The following is a 20,308-nucleotide window of genomic DNA, read 5'->3' as shown; positions in this document are numbered from 1 at the left end:
GCGCCGAGCTCGGAGAGCACGGCGACGTTGCTGAGCGTCGCCGTGTTCTCCGAACTCGGCGTCCGAAACAAGCGGAGCTTGTTCGAGCGGTTGCCGGAGTGGCATCACTCCCCGTACTGGTCCAATAAGCTCTGTGGGACCCGTTGGACCTGGCCGTCGCGGTTGATCACGGCCAGGGTGACGGTGGCGGTGACGAGGGTTTTTGCGTCGATCGAGATCGTGTATTCGTGGACGATCTTGCCGATCGTGACCTTGGCGATCCGCGTGTGGATATCGATCAAATCGTCGTAGCGGGCCGGCGATTTGTAACGGCAATCCACTCGCACCACCACGACCAGCAAGCCCTCGTCTTCCATGTCGCGGTATCGTCCGCCGCTGGCACGCAGCAATTCGGTGCGCCCCATTTCAAAGTACTGCAGGTAGATGCTGTGATGGACAAAGCCCATCGGGTCGCATTCGTCGTAGCGAACGCGGTGTCGGATTGTGTTTTCTCGCATCGGTCGACCGCGGTCGAAATCGGCTATCGTAGGTGGGTTGGGGTTTCCGCCGTCTGACTTGACGACAGTGCACCCTGATGACAGTGCAGATTATTGCGGACCGCCCCCGGATTGGTAACCGAGCCGATGAATCGAATCAGCGACACCACCGCCGCCGCGTCGCACCCGCGTTGGATGACGCATGTCTTGCTGGCCGCGGCGATCTACAACGTCCTCTGGGGCGGCTGGGTGGTGCTGCGGCCGATGGACGTGTTCGACATCACGGGCATCGCTCGGCCGCTGTATCCGGGAATTTGGCAGTGCGTCGGGATGATCGTCGGGGTCTACGGCGTCGGCTATGCGATCGCCGCCCGCGATCCCTATCGACACTGGCCGATCGTGCTGGTGGGGTTCTTGGGGAAAACCTTCGGCCCGATCGGCATGGCATACCAGTGGCTGATGCTGCCACCTGGGACGCCCGGCCGGTTGCCGATGGAGTGGGCAATCGTGAACCTGACCAACGATTTGATTTGGTGGATTCCCTTTGCCGTGATTCTGTTCCAGGCTTTCAAATCATTCAGTGCCCCGGCAGTGGATGGCGAGGCGGAATCCGCCAGCCGACTGAACGAGCAATTTCGGTCCCAGCAGGGGGCGACGATCGCGGAGTTGTCGCGGCAGCAGCCGGTGCTGGTCGTATTCCTGCGCCACAGCGGTTGCACGTTCTGTCGTGAAGCGTTGCAAGATCTGCGCGGTCAACGCGATCGCATCGAAGCGATGGGGACGGCGATCGTGCTGGTGCACATGGGCGACAACGCATCGAGCCGGGCGTTCTTTGAGGCGTTTGATCTGGGTGATGTCCACCGGATCAGCGATCCCGATTGTCGCCTGTACCGGGCCTATGAGTTGGGACGCGGTAAGGTCGGCCAGCTGTTCGGCCTGTCGGTGTTTTGGCGGGGATTCAAGTGCGCGATTCTGAACCGCCACGGCGTCGGCACGCTGGAGGGCGACGGATTTCAGATGCCCGGCGCGTTCCTGGTTCGCGACAATCAAATCGTGCGGGCGTTTCGCCACCAAACGGCCGCTTCGCGACCGGATTATTGCAGCGTGGCCGATCCGGCGATTCGTTCCACGTCTGTCGAACCCTCAGCCCCCTGATCGTCCGGTTGCGGCGCATCGTGGCGCCGGTAGGGCTGGTTCGGCGGATCTTCGCTCCAGATCCAGTCGGCAAAGGTGGCTCCACATCGCATGCACCGCCAGCGGATACGCAGCGTCAGCAAGAATGGCACCTGCTTGTACCAGCGGGACGGGTAACATTCGTTGGGCCGGTTCTGACAGCGGGGGCATTTCACCATCGATCTTCAACGGGCTTGGATCGTGTTTGCAGCTGGATTGTCCTAGGTGTTCTTCGACTTCCCACCCGTTAGGAGAATAGTTGAAAGGAACACCGCAGGTCGGGAGCAGCCGTCAAAGTCCGTCGCGGTTCAGGATCGTAGGGCAAAAGGAGCCCGATTGTCAGAGCAAGCGGTTTAATTCGTAGAACCGATCCTTGTCGCCCGGCGGGGGCGTCGCCGGTGGTGGGCTACGTGGCTCGGGGCGAGAAGAAGGGGGCAAAACGATGGGGGGCACGACAATGACTGTTGGGAAACGAGAGCAGGAGGTGGAGGCAGAATGATACGGGGCAGAATGATGCTGTCGCCAGACGACGAAGCCTCGCTCGATCGTCCTTCGTCCCCATCGGTCCGCCATCATTCCGCCATCGTGTCTGCCTTCCCATCGTTTTGCCCCCATCGTTTTGCCCCGTATCATTCTGCCGCTTCTGTATCGTCACCACCCTTTCACGCGCCGCTCGCTTACCGGCCTGTTGATTGAGTCGAAATGAAACAGCTAACGATTAGCCGATGGGCGCTAGCCCCGTTTCGATTCGAGCCGCCGCGCTGCTTTTCGGGCCAGCTTGGGCAGCGACCGCTGGATGGAGGCCCAGTTTCCGCGGGCACCTTTTTTGGGGCGGACGACGAAGTCGTACCCGAGTGGAAACTCCGCCTGCTGGATGCGGAACGACTCACGGATCCAACGTTTCCAGCGATTGCGGACGACGGCGTTCCCGGTTTTCTTGGGGATGGTCACGCCCAATCGCCGCGGTTGGTCGGAGCGGTCGTCGCCTTGGCGCCTGGGAAACGCGAAAACGACCAAGCAACCATCGGCCGCGCAGCCGCCTTTCCGCAGCGCCAGCGTGAACGCTCGACCGCTGACGATGCGTTTCGATTTGGGAAAGGCGTTGGGTTTCATGACGGGCCGTCAGAAGGCCAAGTCCTCACGCAGCGACTGCGGATTATTGGCCGCGAACTTCGTCAGCAACTCTCGTGATTCCTCATCGATCGATTCGGGCAATTTGATTTGAAGCTGGACGATCAGGTCGCCGCTGGCACCGGACTTGGAAGGAATCCCCTGCCCCTTGAGTCTCAGCTTGCGTCCACCGCTGCTGCCCGCGGGGATGTTCAAACTGACGACTCCCGATGGCGTGGGAACATCGACCGTGGTCCCCAAGGCGGCTTCGGTCAGACTGACCGGCAGGGTTAGTTCCAGGTTTTGGCCGCGGCGGCGAAAGTGCGGATGCGGCGATGTCTTGATCACCAGGATCAGGTCGCCGCGCTCGCCGCCGTTGGGCGAAGGCTCGCCTTGCTGGCGGAGTCGCATTTTGGCGCCCTCGGCGACACCGGGGGGGATCGTGACGGCCAGCTTTTCGTCACCGACGTAGAACTCCGTCTCGCCGCCACGAACCGCCAGCGAGAGCGGCAGTTCGAGTTCGTGGCGGATGTTGGCACCCTTTTGCGGGCCGCGATTCGGGGCCGTCCGCGCGCCCGCTCCCCGCGCACCCGCTCCCCGCGCACCGGCCGCCCGGCCTGCACCGCCTCGCGGCCCGGCCCCACGTCCGCCGCCGCCGAGGATCTGTTCGAAAAAGTCTCCGAAACCGCCTTCGAAATTGAACCCGCCGGCTTGGCCACCACGACCAGCCCCGCCGCCGCCAAAGATCTGTTCCAGGTCCAGCCCATCAAAACCTCCCGGCGCGGCCCCCGCGTACCCGCCGCCGCGGATCTTTTCAAAATCTTTGCCGTAGCGGTCATAGGCGGCCCGTTTTTCGTCATCACTCAAGACGTCATAGGCTTCCTGGATCCGTTTAAATTTCTCCTGCGCGTCCTTTCCCGGGTTTTTATCCGGGTGGAACTTCAGTGCCAGTTTGCGATGCGCCTTTTTGATTTCGTCTTTCGAAGCGGTTCGAGCGACGCCAAGGGTTTGGTAAAGGTCTTCAGACACGGTAAAAATAGTCTCTAACGATCAGTCAGATGGTGGGTGGGGAAAGGGGCCGATGCGACGAGGGTACGGTTTATACTTTGCCGACAACAAAGTTGGCACGGTCGCTGCCAACCGGCCAGAGAGAGCAAAGTTTGCGCCGCAATCGCATTGGAACCAATCTCGGATGAAATTACGGCAAAGATCGGCCCATTGGGCGTTTACTGTAGGGGTTCTGGTTTCTGGGGCCAGTCCCTGTCTGGCCGCGGGCGGTTCCTTGACGCTGCAGCTGGATGACGAATCGACCGGCCAAAGCGTCATTTCGCGGGTCGAGTTTTACCGCGGTGCCGCCCCGTCGGGCCGTTCGGAAAAACCGATGCCGGTCCGGCAAACCGTTTCGGCCGGGATCGGCGTCGTGGTCGATCGCAGCGTCCTGCTGGAATTGCCCGACGGCCCGTATCGCTTTCGGATCATTCGCGGCCCCGAGTATCGGGTGATCAACGGCACGTTTGAGCTGGAGAAAACCAGTTTGGATGAAAAGACGGTCGCGCTGCCGCGAATGGTCGACATGGCGGCCGAGGGATGGCTGGCCGGTGATTGCTGCGTCACGCCGTCCGCCGAAAGCGTGCCGCTGCGGATGGCATCGGAGGACCTGCACGTCGCCGCCGTGCTGGGCAAGCGGCCGGCCAAACCGATTCCCCACCGCGATGCCGATGACCCGATCGATCACGCCCCGCTTTGGATTCGCACCGACGTGAGCTGCGACCGCGGCCTGGCCTATTACGGACTGGACGAACAGGCCGCACAGACGCTCTCATCCACCGAGAACTCGCTGGAACACCTGGTCGCGGTCGTCGGCAGCGAAACCGGAACGGACGTGAAAATCGGGATCGAAAACCCTTTCGCCTGGGAGCTGCCGGTCTGGCTGGCCAGCGGCAAAGTGCACGGCATCTTCGTGATGGGCGATTGGTTGCGACTGGACAAACGCGTCCTGTCGGTCCGCAACGGACATGCTCCGTCGTCGTTTTCATTGGGCGAACCCACCCAGGTCGGCCGCTACGCCGAGCGAATTTACCGGCACGCCCTCGATGCCGGGATTCCGCTGGTCCCGTTGGCCGGCGGCGGAGACGCTTCGGCGCGAACCCCGATCGGCTACAACCGCTTGTATGTCACCTCCGACGGCTCCGGCATCGCTGACGATGTGTCATCGCCGACCCAGCCGGCGTCCGACCAGGCCTGGTGGGAGGGCGTTTGGGCGGGCAACAGTGTGGCGACCAACGGCCCGCTGTTGCGGCCCTTGGTCGGCGGCAAATTGCCCGGACACGTTTTCCAAGGCCGCAGCGGAGAGGTGTTACGTTTGCAACCGGAATTGAATCTGGCGGTCCGTGATCCGGTCGACTATTTGGAGGTGATCCACAACAACCGCGTGCACTACAGCGCCCGCTTGGATGAATTTGCCAAATCCGGAGGCGAGATCCCGGCGATCATGGCCCAGGAAAGCGGCTGGGTGATCCTGCGCGTGATGACGCTACACGAGGACCACTACCGTGCAGCGGTGACCGCCCCTTGGTGGATCGAGTTTGACGGCCGCCGCCGGGTGTCCCAAGAAAGCGTGCGGTTCTTTCAAGACTGGTTGTCGCAGTACGAACAACGGCTGGCGCGATTGCCGCCGGAGGAACTGGCCGGCTTCGTGCCGTTCATTCGAGCGGCACGAAGGTTTTGGGAAAATCGGTGACCGGATGAGCGGGAGAGGCTTCCAGCCAATCGATGGTCTCAACCCAGCGTCACGACCTTACCGGTTTTGGCACTTTCATAGATCGCACAGATCACTTCGACGCTGCGTCGGCCTTCATGGCCGTTGATGGTCGTCGGGCGGCCTTCGTTGATCGCCCGGACGGTTTCTTCGATGATCTTGGTGTGTCCGTCGTGGCTGATCGCCGACGGATCGGAGGCTCCGCCGCCGGTGTCGGTTTTGCCGACCATTTCGGCGCGGACCTTTTCATCCGCTTCGGTTTCGTTGGCAAACTCCCACGCCTTGATGTCTTCCTCTTCCAGGATCGCGCTGCCTTCGCTGCCGCTGATCTCGATCCGTTTGAGCGCCCCAGGGTAGGCGGTCGTCGTCGCTTCGATCACGCCGAGTGCGCCGTTTTCGAATTGCAGCGTCGCCACCGCCACGTCTTCGACTTCGATGCGTTCGTGCGTCAGCGTCGATGTCATCGCGCTGAGTTGCTTGACCGGGCCCATCAGCCACAACAGCAAATCGACGCTGTGGATTGCTTGGTTCATCAGCGCACCGCCGCCATCGAGTTTCCAGGTCCCGCGCCACTCGCCGCTGTCGTAGTACTCCTGGCTGCGGTACCACTTGACGTAGGCATCGCCCATCGTCACTTTCCCGAACCGCCCCGAGTCGACGGCTTGCTTCATCAACAGGCTGGACTGGTGGAATCGGCTTTGGAACGCGACGCTCAGCCGCACACCGGCTTCGTCGCAGGCCTTGATGATCTGGTCGCAGCGTTCGGTGGTGATTTCCAGCGGTTTTTCGACGATCACGTGTTTGCCGGCTTTGGCGGCCGCGACGGCGGGATCCAAGTGCAAACCGCTGGGGGTGCAGATCGAAACCGCCTGGACCTCGGGATCGGCCAGCATTTCCTCCAACGAACCGAATCCGCGGCAAGCGTGTTTTTCCGCGAACGCGTCGTATTCCTCTTTGCGACGGCTGCAGGCACCGACCAGGTGGGCGCCTTCGGCATCGGCGATGGCCCGTGCGTGAAAGTTTGCGATCATGCCACAGCCGACGATTCCGATTCCGATACTCATTGAGCGTCCTCTTCCCGGTGATTGGATCCAGTGATACGGCCGTGATTGTCGCCTCAAATCGGGCACCTGTGAACCGCCCCGAGGGAATGCGGCCTCGATCTTTTCGCCCCGTTCGAGTCAACTAGGGCCCTGTCAGCGATCCCTGGTGTCACGGCTTGAGGGACCGTCCAGCTTCGGGCGATACTTTTCGCGCACGTACGATGCCCATTCCGGGTCGTCGCCCGTGGGGCTTGGCACGACGACCTCGAAAGGACGTCGTCCACGCCTCCCCCGACCACATCTGACCCAATCGGCCAGATCATTTGGATTTGTCACGTTTCGTCTCTGCCCTAAGCTGGACGGTCCATTGAGGCGATTCCCGATCGCAGCGACCGGGAGCGGCGAAAGCCTGCACACCAACGCGAATGCCCGTGCCGTTTGTCCCTGCCGCCTATTCGCAGCCCCGACCGCAACCCCTCTCCACCGAAACCCCACCGATCGACCTTGTCCATCGCCAGCCCCCTCGGAACGCAACGTTTACTGGAAATCGTTGACTTGCTGGATGAGCATGCGCAGATCGGCGCTACGATCGCTGCATGCTCTCCGGGAGACCAGCTGGCGTTTTCGGGCGTCTGGGGGTCGCTGCGCGCGGTGTTGGCCGCCGCGGCGGCGCGGCGCTGCCCCAATGTGCTGATGCTGCTGCCCCAAGCGGCCGACGCCGATGTGGTGGCCGGCGACGCGATCGCGTTCGGGATCGCCGATTCGGTCGCACTGCCATTGAGCGTCGGGCGATCGGGCAAACATGCGTTGGCCGACAGCGATCTGGCCGAGCGACTGCAGGTGCTGAATAAACTCCGCGGCCGTGAATCTGGTGACACCGATCCCCTGTTGGTGACCGCCTATATCGGCGGGGCGATTCAATTGGTCCCCACGCCCGCCCAGATGGAAGCCTCGACGCGGCGACTGGCCGTCGGGAACCAAGTCACCATGGAGGCGGTCGCTGAGTGGCTGGACCAAAGCGGGTTTGTCGGCACCACGGCCGTCCAATTGCCGGGGGAATACGCCACGCGGGGCGGTTTGATGGACATCTTCTCGGTCGACCAGTCCAACCCGATTCGGGTCGAGTGGTTCGGCGATGAAATCGATTCGATCCGCAAGTTTGACCTGGGCAGTCAACGGAGTGTCGAATCGATCCGCGAGGTCGAAATCACCGCCGTCGGGGCGGACGACCAAACCTCCGAAGATTCCTTGCATGACATCGACCTGGGGCCGATCACGGACTACTTGCCCGAGGACACGTTGGTGATTTTGGTCGATCCGCACGACAGCAAGCTGTCGGCCGAAACGCTGTTGGCGCGGACCGATGACCACAGCCATTTCACCGATTTCAACTCGCTGCTCTCGTCGATGTCGCACTTGAAGGTGGTCACGGCGTCGCTGTTGAACGAAGGTGCCGAGACGACGATCGATCTGCAATCGACCAGCGCCGACGGATTCGCTTTGGCGCTGGAGGAAACCCAAACGCGGATCGACACCGTCGCGGCCGACCACGAAATCCTGCTGGTCGGCGACACGCCCTCGGACAGCCAGCGGCTGATGGAATTGTTGACCGAAACCGAGGCGTCGCGGAGCGGGCACATCAAACCGGCCGTCGCCCAAATCAGCGGCGGGTTCCGTTTGACCGCCGCCAAACGCTTGGTGCTGACCGGTGCGGAACTGTTCCATCGCAGCCCGGTGCGGCGTGGCAAAACGCGCGCCGCCGGAAAACCGATTACGACATCGATGCAGTTGGAAGCGGGCGATTTGGTCGTTCACCTTTCCCACGGCATCGGACTCTACCGCGGCCTGGATCACATCGAAAAGAACGGCCAGCACGTCGAACACCTGGTCATCGAATACGACGGCGGATCAAAAATCTACGTGCCGGCCTCGCGAATCGGGTTGATCCAGCGCTACGTCGGCGGCACCAAGAATCGCCCCAAACTGGCCAAGATCGGCGGCCAAGCCTGGGTGCGGCAGAAGAAGGCGGCCGAATCGGCGGTGACCGACATGGCCAGCGAGTTGCTGGAACTGCAAGCCAAGCGGACCGGTCGAAAAGGCATCGCCTTTGATCCCGACCACATCTGGCAACAACAGTTCGACGCCAGTTTTCCTTACCAGGAAACTCCGGACCAAGTCACCGCGATCGCCGATTGCAAAGACGACATGGAAATGGTCAAGCCGATGGACCGCTTGATCTGTGGCGACGTCGGGTTCGGCAAGACCGAAGTCGCCATGCGGGCCGCATTCAAAGCGGTCACCAGCGGCTACCAAGTCGCGGTGTTGGTGCCGACCACCGTCCTCGCGGAACAGCACTTTCACAACTTTCGTAACCGCATGGCCGAGTTCCCGGTGCGGATCGAAAAACTCAGCCGGTTCTGCACGGCCGCCGACCAACGCCAAACGCTGAAGGATTTGAAAGCGGGCAAGGTCGACATCGTCGTCGGCACGCACCGCGTCGCGGGCAAGGACATCGCGTTTTCCAACCTGGGGTTGGTGATCATCGACGAAGAACAGCGATTCGGCGTCGGCGTCAAAGAACGGCTGAAGAACAAACATTCCAACGTCGACGTGTTGACGCTGTCGGCCACCCCGATCCCACGCACGCTGCACATGGCCTTGGTCGGCGTGCGTGACATCAGCAACTTGGAAACGCCGCCCGCCGAACGCCGCAGTGTCGAAACCGTCGTCACGCGTTGGGACGACAAACTGATTCGCAGCGCGATCGTCCGCGAACTCAATCGCGGCGGCCAGATCTTTATGGTCCACAATCGGATCGGCGACATGGAAACGGTGGCCGAAAAGATCCGCGGAATCGTCCCCGAGATTCGCATCGTGATCGGGCACGGTCAAATGGCCGAAGGCGAACTGGAGCAAGTCATGGTCGACTTCATCGAACACAAGTACGACTTGCTGTTGGCGACCACGATTATCGAAAGCGGCTTGGACATCCCCAACGCCAACACGATTTTTATTGATGACGCGGACCACTACGGACTGAGCGACCTGCACCAGCTGCGCGGCCGCGTCGGACGCTACAAACACCAGGCGTTCTGCTACATGATGGTCGCCCCCCACAAACACCTCTCTCCCGAGGCGAGCAAACGGTTGCGGGCGATCGAGGAGTTCAGTCAGATGGGGGCCGGATTCGCGATCTCGATGCGTGACTTGGAAATCCGCGGCGCCGGAAATCTGTTGGGAAGCCAGCAAAGTGGGCACATCGCCGCGGTCGGATACGAAATGTATTGTCAGTTGCTCGAAGAAGCCGTTCGGCAAATGCAAAACCTGCCGCCGGCGCTTTCGGCCGACGTCGACATCGATCTGCCGGTCGAAGCCTATCTGGCGCCGGACTACGTTCCGGATCTACGCCACAAGATCGACCTGTACCGCCGGATCGCCAAACTGGAAAGCGCCGAAGAAATCGGATCGATCCGCGAGGAGTTGTTGGATCGTTTCGGACCGCTGCCCGATGCGGCCGAGCGGATGCTGGAGCTGGCCGAACTGCGCCTGGATGCCGCCGCTTGGCAGATCGCATCGATCACCAGCGACGCGCGGTTCATCGTGCTGCACTACACCCAGCGTCGACGGGTGGAGACGTTGGCCAAACAATCCAAGTACCCGGTGCGCATCGTCGACGGCAAACGCGCCTACATCCCACTGCGGCCGCAAAAGAAGCCGGGCACGACCAAGATGCCGCCGAAGAATTACCCGGAGATCGACATCGACGATCCTACCGGAGGCGGGTACCTCAAACTGGCCCGGGGTGTGTTGGGGTGATGAACCATCCGGCCGTCAGCGGCGGCCACGTCGGGTACGATGGCCCTTGCGGGCCGTCGTCGGTGGGAGTCAGGTGAGGGATGGCAGAATGATGCGGGGCAGAATGATGAGTCGCATGGACGCTGTCGCCTGCCGGCGAAAGCCTAACTGGACAGCGCCATGTTCTGTCGATGTGGCGTGAACGTTACGCAAAGAAGGGGTGTTGGGGTCGAGTTTCACGCCGATCGTACTCGTACTCGTACTCAGCGAAGCGGTACTCGTACTCCTACTCGGCATTGTTCGGGAAACTCTGGGATCGAGTAAGAGTACGAGTACCGGCGAAACGCCTGGGTACGAGTACGATCAGAAATCACCGGGGAATCACCGTGTTTTCTTGGTAATGTGGCGCCGTCCCGCTCGACACCAGCGTTACAGGTACATCCCCACGAAGCCTTGGCCGAGTTCGTTTTGTTCGGCCAGCTTTTGCATTCTCGCTTCGGTCTTGGACAGATCACCGGCGGCGATGTAGCGATCGAACTCGACCAGGACCGCGTGCTGGACCGATTCGGCGAAGAAGTCGACGATCGGTTGAGACAGCCAGCCGCAAGTTTCTCGCAACAGTTTGACATTCAAGTCCACCGAGCGGGTCTTGCGATCTTCTTGGCCGGTCAGCGCCGTGCCTTCGAATTCGAACGCGATCTCACCACGGTCGATGGCGTTGGTCAGATGAAACACACAGCTGCAACGATGCAGGTAATACGTGTTGTGGGTGCCGTGCTTTTTCATCGCCGCCTTGACCCGTTGGACGAACTGCTCGTACGCCGGGGATGCGTCCAGCGGAACATCTAAACGCGCGACGCTTCGCAGCGGTAAACAATCGAATTCGATTTCGACCCATTGGCCTTTCATTGGATTTTCTCCTCGGGTTGTGAAAAGAATCACATGGCATGTCCCGGCGTGTGTCCAGCCCTGGCGAATCCGCAGGCCGAATGCGGAAAACCTAACGCCACAGCAAGCTTTTTGCGAGCCCGGCGGCCCCGCTAAGGCAAATCTGCCGCCGGTCGCGACGCGGGAAAGGATCTCCAGAGCCGCGAAAATTTTCTTGACACACACGTCGCGGGAGCGAACAACGGGAAAACCCCGGCTGTCACTTCATTCATTGTTCCCGGCCGGTCCTCGTATCCTCTTCTAGCCACCCCGGAGTGATCCCTATGATGCCCAACACCTGTGCCCGCGACATGATGGTATCCAACTTGACGACCCTCTCGCCAGACATGGACGTCTTGGAAGCGCTCGATGTTCTGTTGCGACATCGAATTTCCGGTGCACCGGTGGTTGATCGGGACGACCGATTTCTAGGGATCTTTTCGGAAAAGTCGTGCATCCGATTTGTGGTCGACGCGGCTTATGAGCAAATGCCGACCAACAACCTGATGTCGTTTGTTGACCGGAACCCTCCGACAATCGAAGCCCGCACGGATTTGCTGACCATCGCCCAAACCTTCCTTGATGCGTCCTGCCGTCGGCTGCCGGTGCTGGATTCGAATCGGCGGTTGATCGGCCAGATCTCGCGCCGCGATGTGATGCGTGAGGTTCGCGATCATCTGAACAAGCAAGAACCTGTCGCGACCGGGGCGGGTTTGTACCTGAGCGCGGTGGTCGACGGCGTCGACCGGCCATTCCGGGCGGCGCGGTAGGGGCGTCGGAGGCCCATGACGGCTGCAATGGTGGGGCCGACGCGGCATCGACATCCAGCGAAGACAACCTCCCTGCCAGAACTCCTGCGGTTGTGAGCCTCTCATTTATTTTCAGGCGTGCTCGACTTTACCCTCCCTCTGGGAGGGTCGCGGAGGAGTGAGCGACGACGCGGGGAGGGTTGATCCACGATTTGACGCGACTGGCCGACGAACGCTTGTCCGGCGATTCACCGTTCGACCTCCCCTCGCTGCGCTCGACCCTCCTGCCAGGGCGGGTTCTGTCTAGACCAAATGCTTTACGTGTCGGTCAGCATGGCGGCGGCGGCGAGCTGTTGGATTTGACGGAGCTTGACGAAGTTGTCTCGGTACAGCACCGAGGTGGCTTCTTTGGTTTGTCGCAAGCTTTCGCGAACTTGGTCAAAGTATTGCTTGAGCGCCTTGGTTTCGACCTGGTGTTGCGCCAGATCCTGCTCCAGTTTTAACTTCTCGGTCTGGCCTTTTTCCAGCATGCTGACCGTCGCGTCGCGGGCGGCTTCCAAGACTTGCTTTTCGTACTCCATTTCAGCGATCCGGATATCTAGCTCGCTGATTTGCAGCCGGATGCGTCTCAGCACGTAGCGATAGTCGTTTAGGGGGCGGAGGTAGTAGGTGTCGACCAACGACGCGACTTTCTCTTGGTCGATCAGCAGCTTTGCCGCTTCCTCTTTGACGATCAATTCGTCACCGACGGCGAATGAGATCGATCCGCCGTCGGCGCGTTGTAGGCTGCTGTCGACCGCCCGCCCGTTGTTGTCAAAGAAACCGCCTTCGAGAGCCCCACGCTGTTCGGGACTGTCCACGTCGATCGAATACTTTTCTTCGAATCGGATTTTGATCCAGCGAGCGGCGGGGTCCTCGGGGGATCCACGCTGGCCGTCACGCAGGTAGTTGGCGATCGTTTCCTGGTCGGATTCTTCGCGACCGGCCCTCAGGATCATTTTGACCAATTCGTCGTCGACGCGGCCCAGGATGTTGTCTTCATCCGGCTTGCTGCCCTCGGCGATGAATGGCTCGTGACCGTCCAGCGGCAACATTTCATACAGGGACCAGCTTGTCGCCCGACCACTGTTGATCGCATCAATTTGATTGCGTTCCAGCGGGAACGTGGGGGCGATGGTGACCACATTGGGCTGGCTGGCGACGACTTTGAACTCGCCCAGGTATACCATCGGAACGGGTTGTTCCAACTCGCGGAACTTGCCTTCGGCGAATCCGTAAACGACCAAACCGACAGGAATCAGTGGGCCGGCGGCGGCGGCGTCGTCGGCCGGTGCCGCGGGCTGGCCGGGGACTGCCGGGGCGGTGTTGGCACGCAGGGTGATCTGGCCGGATGGGTCCGCCCCGCCGAATGCCAGGCTTCTCCAACGCCGCCCCGCTTCGGTGCCGAGATTCGATAATTTCAATGCCAGCGACTTGAGCCCTTCACCGTCGGTCGAACCGTCCGAGTCGCCGTACTGAATCCGCTCGTTTTCCTCTTCCACGCTCTCCAGGCGTTTTTCCAAGTCCTCCTTGATCTTGTGCCACGCTTGCCGGCTTTTCAGAACCCCCGCGGTGGGGAACAACAGGATCAACGCCAACAGCATCGCGATCACGGCGCTGGTGATGTGATACCAACGCCACTGCTTGGCCGCTTTGACCACCATCACGACGAAGGCGATGAACATCGCCAACAGGACTGCCAGGATAATGAATTTCATGATGGTTCGGTGGCGACAGATCGTCGTCAGAGGAGGCGATGAATGGGGCCATGGCGTTTGCGGCGCCGGCGGCCGGGAACCTTCGATCAGGCTCCGAAATTGAGTTGGTGCGGAAAAGGTGCGGAATTCCGACCGATGGATACTAAGTTGGGCAAGATAGAGCGTCAAGCTTTTCTACGCTTTCCGAGCCGCTTGCCCGACTGATTCCGTCAGCCACGGCCCTCAACCGTGGCTCGGCCGCCAAACGGGGACGATTCAGCCGGCCCCCAGGCCGCAGCCCCGTGGCCGCCACCGGCCGGGCCGGTCTCTCCGGATGGGTGGGTCCGCGTTGGCCTACGACCGGAACAACCGGTACAGCCCGAACAACCTGCCCCCCTGGCGTGTCAAAACCGCCCAGCGGGGGATCGAATCGGTGATGATCCGCGGGCTCCCGTTCCGAATCGATGGTTGGGTTGTTCCGGCAATGCCAATTGAACGACTCGATGGACTGGCAGCGAATTCGCTTTTGGTAGCAATTCGACGCATCGTAACCATTCGAACGGAATCGCGGATCAAACGTGGCTACAAAAATGACATTGCGTTCAGGGCTGGCTGGAGCGAAGGCTGGGGGGGCTCGGGGAACGAAGACGACCTCGGGGAAACGAAACCGATTGGCCGCGGCGCTGATCAGTGCCTCGCTGGCGGCCCTGACCGGGATCAGCGCGATCGGATGCCACCGACAGTACTATCGCAAACAGGCCGACCAAGAAGTCCATTGTCTGTTGCAGGAAAAGACGTCGCACGTCGCACGGCGGCCGAACACCGACCTGAGCATTCAAGTCGATCGCCGCAGCCGGATGTACAACCCGTTCGATTTGGATTTCCAACCGATGCCGATGGACGATCCGGCATCCCATCGCTACATGCAGTGCGTCGATGGTCGTCGCGGCTACCCGATGTGGGACGCGGCGGGATTCACCAATTCGGTGGAGAACCCGGATTGGTGGCAGTTCTTGCCGCTCAACGAAGACGGCGTGCTGGTGCTCAACGCCGACACCGCAGTGCAGATCGCGCTGCTGCATTCGACCGAGTACCAGCAGCAGCTGGAAACGTTGTACCTGTCGGCGCTGGACGTCAGCAGCGAGCGGTTCCAGTTTGACACCCAGTTCTTCGGCGGCACGGGAGCCGGATTTGATCTCGGCGGCGACGATACCGCCGGCGGCGACAATTCGGATCTTTCGCTGGGGACGACCGGGTTGAATTTCAGCCGCGCGTTCGCCCACGGCGGCAGCCTGGTGGCCGGCGTGGCCAACAACATCGTCTGGGAGCTGAGCGGCAACAACACGCAAAATGCGACGTCGCTGATGAGTTTCGAGCTGTTCCAGCCGTTGTTGCGACAAGCCGGTCGTGACAAGGTGATGACGCGATTGACGCTGGCCGAACGATCCTTGCTGGCCAACATCCGATCCTTTGAACGATTCCGACGCGGATTTTACTTGAACGTCACGGTCGGGCGCAACATCGACGCGAACGTGCGGCGTAGCGGCGGCGTGTTCGGCGTGGGATTGTCCGGATTCACCGGGTTGGGCAGCGGCCTGGTCGGCGGCGGATTCAGCGGTGGCGGGGGCGGCGCCGGCGTGCAAGACGCCGGCGGGTTCATGGGCTTGCTTCAAGACCAATTGCAAATCCGCAACCTGGAAGAGAACATCGCGCGTTTGAGCGAAGACCAGTTGGTGTTGGAGAACACGCTGATCGAATTGTTGACGACGATTCCCGAAGACCCACAGGAAATCGTCAGCCAGCGGCTTCAAGTCGCCCAACAGAAAAGTGCGCTGTTGTCGCGACAAAGCGAGCTGGTCGCGCGAAAAGCGGCCTACCAAGCTTCACTGGATCGCTTCAAGAGCACACTCGGATTGCCGCCGTATATCTGTGCCCGCATCGAAGACCCGATGTTGGAACGATTCGAGCTGATCGATCGCGATTTGCGTTCTCGCCGAGAGCAGCTGACGCAACTGCGCAGCATCGTCGGCGATCTGAACTTGGCCTTGCTGGGCGAAACCGAAGCCGGCACCGATCCCGACACCGGGCTGCCGATTTCAAGCCTGTCGTGGACCCCGGCCGTTCAGGAAACCGTCGCCCGATTGCAGGCCGAACTGCAACCGCTCGATGCGTTCCTGAACGAATTGCTGGTCGAGGACGCGCCGATGGTCGAAACGGACATCGCCAAGCTGGCCGAAACCATTCCCCAGCGGATCCAACAGAACGATCAACTGCTGGAACTCTACAAGACCGAACGAGAGAGTATCTGCACGTTGTTGCAAGTCGACAGCATCGACGAATCTGTCTTCGATGTCAGCGAACTGTCGACGCTGCAATCGACTTTGGGCGAATCGTTTGAAAGTCTGATCGAACGCCTGCAGTCCTACCGATCGCAATTCGCAACCATCAACGCGTCGCTGAATCAGTTCGTCAGCGATGGCCCCCAAGACGCCACACCGATCGAATTGTCCAAACAGATTCGCGAAGAATTGATTCTGGCGACCCAGGACCTGCTGGCCGAGTTGGGTGATGACGTGTTGACGATGCAGCTGATCCAGGCTCGCGCACGGACCGAAAGTGCGTTGCTGCCGGAGGTCAACATCCAGCCCGCCGAAGCATTCGAGATCGCTCGCCGCAACCGACGCGACTGGGCCAACGCTCGTGCGGCGTTGGTCGACAGCTGGCGGGCGATCGAATTCATCGCCGACGACCTGGAAAGCTCGCTGGACATCCGCGTCAGCGGCGGCGTCGGGACACTCGGCGGAGAAAACAATCCCTTCGCACTGCGTGGCAAATCGAGCACCTTGAGTGTCGGACTGGAATGGGACGCCCCGATCACGCGGCTGCAAGAACGCAACACGTACCGGCAATCGCTGATCGAATTCGAACAAGCCAAACGCGGCTATTACGAGTACGAAGACAGCATTTGGCAATTGCTGCGAGCCCAAATCCGGCAGCTGCAAGTCAACCGCGTGACGTTCGAATACGGTCGCCAATCGGTTCGGATCGCGGCGGCGCAGATCGAGTTGAACACCGACCTTCGTGAACTCCGTGACGCCCGCGGGCTGAGCAGTGGTCCGACCGCCGCTCGCGATACGATTTCTGCTCTCGAAGACCTGCTCAATGCTCAGAACTCCTTGCTGAACATCTTCGTCAACTATGAAGTCATCCGGCGTGGGTTGGACCTGGACCTGGGGACGATGGAGCTGACGCCGGAAGGGCTGTGGATCGATCCCGGCCCGATCGATCCGGAATACCTGCTGACCCTGCCCGGGACGACCGTCGAAGCGGTCCCCGGTGGTGATTGCAGCCGCTGTGGCATTCGGATTAAGAACCAGCCCCAACCGCCGGATTTTCGAGGCGTCTATATCCAAGACCCCGAGTTGCTGGAGATCAACCAGGTCGGGTTTGAAGAAGCACCGTAAGGTGGACAGCGGCGCAACGACGTAGCTACGCTCGCCAGAGCGTGGTAAACGCCAGGGGTCCATCCACCTTCTGGTGAAGGTAGCTACGTCGGGCTGGCATTGGCGTCTCAGCCGTCAAACGCTTCGGCGATCAATCCGGCGGCACGCTCGACTTGCTCGTTGCTGGTCGTCCAGCCAAGGGAGACACGAAGGGTGCGACCGATCTGCGAATCGCTGCGTCCGATCGCGCGCAAGGAACGCGTGAATTCGTCCGGCGGCGAATTCGCTTGAGCGGTGGCCAGGGCCAGCTCCCGAGCCGACTCGTGAACGCGGCGTGCGTCGCCGGGCAGTTCAATGGCGACGGTGTTGGGCAATCGCGGCGAGGCTTCGCACAAGACCACCGGCGGAGAAGAGAGTTGCGCCGCGAGATGCCGGACGAATTGGTCGCGAAGCTCGGCCAGCTGGTCATTGGCCTGGACGCAGTAGCGTTCGGCCAGGCTGGCCGCGGCGCCCAAGCCGATGCAGCCGGGGATGTTCTCCGCCCCCGGACGCAATCCCATCTCGCGGGGTTCGCCAAACGTGATCGGGTCGAGTTGCAATCCGCGGCGGATATAGATCGCACCGGAGCCTTTGGGGCCGTAGAACTTGTGACCGCTGATCGCCACCGTGTCGGCACGCAGGTGTTTGACGTCGACGGGGACCTTGCCGAACATCTGAGTCGCGTCGCAGTGCAGGCAGACGCCGCGGTTGTGGCATCGATCGGCGACCTCGCGGACCGGTTGGATCGTGCCGACGATGGCGTTGGCACCTTGCAGGCACACCAGCCGCGTGTCTTTGCGGAGCATCGCTTCGACTTTCAACGGATCGACAATACCCGACGGCTCGCAGGGAATCGTTTCGATCGTCCAACGTGGATCGCGTGCGGGTAACCCGGAAAGCGGGCCGAGGACGGACTCGTGTTCCATTTGGCTGACCAGGACGTGTCCGGGCTGGGCCGCACCGAGCAGCCCCAGGATCGCCAGATTGTTGGCCTCGGTCCCACCGCTGGTGAACACGATTTCGAACGACTCGCATCCCGCCAACGCCGCGATGTTTTCACGGGCCCCTTCCAGTGCCTCGCCGACCGCGTGGGCGTGGGCGTGCTCCTGGCCCGGCAGCATGTAGTGCGTCGCCCAGTAGGGCTGCATCGCTTCGAGCACCGAAGGGGCCAGCGGGGTGGTACGGTTAAAGTCGAGATAAATCACGGAAACGCGGCAGCAGCGACGCCGATTCGGATCGGCGAAAAACAAGAAAGACGAGAAGCAAGACGCAACACCATAGTCAGCATCGCAGAGTTTTGCAGGTTCGGGCCGGCGTTCCTAGCGGTGCTCCCCCCCGCCGGTGCGCGACGCCGGCCGTGCCATGCCAGCGGGAAGCGTCAGCAAGCGGCCTACGATTGCTGCGCGCAGGCCCCTTGCTCACGCGACGGGCTGGCATTCGCGAGCCTGGCAATTTGCACCCTGTCAGTGGACAAAACTGCCGTCCTTTTGACCAAACCACCCTGAATGGGTAGCGATTTTTCTAGCAATTCAACGGCCGTTGCGTTTGCACTCGCTCCCAAATACGGCGATAATAGGATTCAGTAAATCGTGCGGGAACCGATTACAAACCCATGCCGGCCAGTTCGGAAACATTAAAGGTCTGATTGAATCGGATCGCTGGTCTCTTCTTCTCTTCGTTCGGAACGCGAGCAAATGAAACGTCAAACAAAGGGTTTCACCCTGGTCGAGTTGCTGGTGGTGATCGCCATCATCGGGATTTTGGTCGGTTTGCTGCTGCCCGCGATCGGTGCCGTGCGCGAGCGGATGCGAAACGTGCAGTGCTTGAACAACCTGAAGCAGCTGGGTTTGGCGACGCAGAACTTTCATTCGCAAAAGGGCCGGCTGCCGTATTACACAAATGCCTATGGGGCATTTGCCGGCGGGACCAATGACCCGGCCGTTCCCGGCGGACCGCCGATTGCTGCCCACCTGAAAATTGGCGGCTATGGCGTCGCCTTGTTGCCGTTTCTGGACAACCAGCCGCTATACGAACGCTGGTCGCAGAACAAGTTCCCGGTGATTTCCGAGGATGACGGCAGTGGAGTCGCGGCGTGGAATGAACGATCCGGGGCGACGGTGGACGTGTTCCGATGCCCCAGCAGCACCGTTTCGCGTGGCCGGTTCGGCTACAACAGTTACATCACCAACAACGGCTCGGTCGACTCCGGACCCAACAATGCAAGTCCGCCGGCCTTCGTGTCAAACGTCATCGATAACCCGAGCGTGACCGGAGCGGCGTTCGTCTTCAATCAGTCCGAGAACAGTAAGAACGGACTTTTCCGCAGCGGATACATGGGCGACCCGATTGCACCGGGGTTCTTCGCGGTCTCGAACGGCAAGATGACGCTGGAGGACATCAAAGACGGGCAGAGCAATACGGCGATGTTCAGCGAAAACCTGCAAGCACTCGGATGGTACCAGCCCGGATTCACCGCCGGTGACGACCTGAAACAGGTCAGCGGCACCGGCCAACTGGACTGGGCACAACCGTCGGCAACGAGTGATTCGTCGATTGGACCGCCCACGATCATGCAAGTCTACCTGCGCGCGAAGTTCGCCACCGGCATGGTCTGGCATTTCGAAGACGACGACCCAGCCGTTCCCGCCTATCCCGGTGGCCCGAACAATCCGGTCCAAGCCGTTCACCGCATCAACGGAACCGCCGGCACCTCGGGCGCCCTGCGGAACGATATCTTGGAAATGAATCTTAGCAATTGCCGGGATCTCGCGCGGCCGACGTCCAACCACCCCGACCAAGCCAACATGGTGTTTGCCGATGGATCGACCAAGTCGGTCGCCAACACGATCGGCTATCGGGTGTACCAGGCGATCTTGACGCCCAACGGGGCCAAGAGCGAAGTGCCCCACAAGGATTTCTTGCTGACCGACGAATTGGCGCAGTAAGTCGTTTCCCCATGCCAGCGGGACGCGTCACGGCCTGTTGATCTAATCAGCCGCACGGCACTAGCCGCGGTTCTCGCCGCCGCAAAACCGGGGCTAGCGCCCATCGGCTAATCG

At 61.0% G+C, this 20,308-nt stretch carries 13 protein-coding genes; 6 read left to right on the top strand and 7 right to left on the bottom strand.

The window, feature by feature from the left end:
- Nucleotides 1-104: 104 nt before the first annotated feature.
- Nucleotides 105-497: an acyl-CoA thioesterase gene (locus H1B37_RS11240; protein WP_182866744.1), complete on the bottom strand. Its 393-nt coding sequence runs from the start codon at nt 495-497 to the stop codon at nt 105-107.
- A gap of 126 nt (nt 498-623) precedes the next feature.
- Here H1B37_RS11240 and H1B37_RS11235 point away from each other — a divergent pair, with 126 nt between their 5' ends.
- Nucleotides 624-1,631, top strand: a complete 1,008-nt coding sequence (locus tag H1B37_RS11235) for a peroxiredoxin-like family protein (protein WP_182866743.1) — start codon at nt 624-626, stop codon at nt 1,629-1,631.
- 750 nt (nt 1,632-2,381) lie between these two features.
- Here the strand turns inward: H1B37_RS11235 and rnpA are convergent.
- Both rnpA and H1B37_RS11225 read right to left on the bottom strand, forming a co-directional pair.
- Nucleotides 2,382-2,762 carry a ribonuclease P protein component gene (gene rnpA, locus H1B37_RS11230; RefSeq protein WP_182866742.1) on the bottom strand — a complete coding sequence of 127 codons (381 nt, stop codon included), beginning with the start codon at nt 2,760-2,762 and terminating at the stop codon, nt 2,382-2,384.
- Between the two features lie 9 nt (nt 2,763-2,771).
- Nucleotides 2,772-3,788 carry a DnaJ C-terminal domain-containing protein gene (locus H1B37_RS11225; RefSeq protein ID WP_182866741.1) on the bottom strand — a complete coding sequence of 339 codons (1,017 nt, stop codon included), beginning with the start codon at nt 3,786-3,788 and terminating at the stop codon, nt 2,772-2,774.
- Nucleotides 3,789-3,951: 163 nt separating this feature from the next.
- Between H1B37_RS11225 and H1B37_RS11220 the strand changes: the two genes are divergently transcribed.
- The gene (locus H1B37_RS11220) at nt 3,952-5,499 is read left to right on the top strand and encodes a CehA/McbA family metallohydrolase domain-containing protein (RefSeq protein ID WP_182866740.1); all 1,548 of its coding nucleotides are present in this window, start codon (nt 3,952-3,954) and stop codon (nt 5,497-5,499) included.
- Nucleotides 5,500-5,537: 38 nt separating this feature from the next.
- Here H1B37_RS11220 and H1B37_RS11215 read toward each other — a convergent pair whose 3' ends face one another.
- Entirely contained in the window at nt 5,538-6,581 is a 1,044-nt protein-coding gene (locus H1B37_RS11215) for a Gfo/Idh/MocA family protein (RefSeq protein WP_182866739.1), read from the bottom strand.
- A gap of 483 nt (nt 6,582-7,064) precedes the next feature.
- On the opposite strand from H1B37_RS11215, the gene mfd reads away from it, so the two are divergent.
- Nucleotides 7,065-10,376: a transcription-repair coupling factor gene (gene mfd, locus H1B37_RS11210; RefSeq protein WP_220498158.1), complete on the top strand. Its 3,312-nt coding sequence runs from the start codon at nt 7,065-7,067 to the stop codon at nt 10,374-10,376.
- A 408-nt stretch (nt 10,377-10,784) separates the two neighbouring features.
- On the opposite strand, the gene H1B37_RS11205 is transcribed toward mfd, so the two are convergent.
- On the bottom strand, nt 10,785-11,264 hold the full coding sequence (locus tag H1B37_RS11205; protein WP_147870680.1) for a hypothetical protein: 480 nt from the start codon (nt 11,262-11,264) through the stop codon (nt 10,785-10,787).
- Nucleotides 11,265-11,566: 302 nt separating this feature from the next.
- Between H1B37_RS11205 and H1B37_RS11200 the strand changes: the two genes are divergently transcribed.
- Nucleotides 11,567-12,052, top strand: a complete 486-nt coding sequence (locus H1B37_RS11200) for a CBS domain-containing protein (RefSeq protein ID WP_286177630.1) — start codon at nt 11,567-11,569, stop codon at nt 12,050-12,052.
- A gap of 296 nt (nt 12,053-12,348) precedes the next feature.
- Here H1B37_RS11200 and H1B37_RS11195 read toward each other — a convergent pair whose 3' ends face one another.
- Nucleotides 12,349-13,788 carry a hypothetical protein gene (locus H1B37_RS11195; RefSeq protein ID WP_182866738.1) on the bottom strand — a complete coding sequence of 480 codons (1,440 nt, stop codon included), beginning with the start codon at nt 13,786-13,788 and terminating at the stop codon, nt 12,349-12,351.
- Nucleotides 13,789-14,438: 650 nt separating this feature from the next.
- On the opposite strand from H1B37_RS11195, the gene H1B37_RS11190 reads away from it, so the two are divergent.
- Entirely contained in the window at nt 14,439-17,231 is a 2,793-nt protein-coding gene (locus H1B37_RS11190) for a hypothetical protein (RefSeq protein WP_286177629.1), read from the top strand.
- Between the two features lie 107 nt (nt 17,232-17,338).
- Here the strand turns inward: H1B37_RS11190 and H1B37_RS11185 are convergent, their stop codons facing one another.
- Nucleotides 17,339-18,454: a cysteine desulfurase family protein gene (locus H1B37_RS11185; protein WP_182866737.1), complete on the bottom strand. Its 1,116-nt coding sequence runs from the start codon at nt 18,452-18,454 to the stop codon at nt 17,339-17,341.
- 489 nt (nt 18,455-18,943) lie between these two features.
- On the opposite strand from H1B37_RS11185, the gene H1B37_RS11180 reads away from it, so the two are divergent.
- Nucleotides 18,944-20,194 carry a DUF1559 family PulG-like putative transporter gene (locus H1B37_RS11180; RefSeq protein WP_182866759.1) on the top strand — a complete coding sequence of 417 codons (1,251 nt, stop codon included), beginning with the start codon at nt 18,944-18,946 and terminating at the stop codon, nt 20,192-20,194.
- Nucleotides 20,195-20,308: the final 114 nt, after the last annotated feature.

This window comes from Stieleria mannarensis, assembly GCF_014154935.1.
Lineage (GTDB): Bacteria > Planctomycetota > Planctomycetia > Pirellulales > Pirellulaceae > Stieleria > Stieleria mannarensis.
Note: the sequence above shows the minus strand (reverse complement) of the source record. Positions and strands in the feature narration are given on the sequence as shown.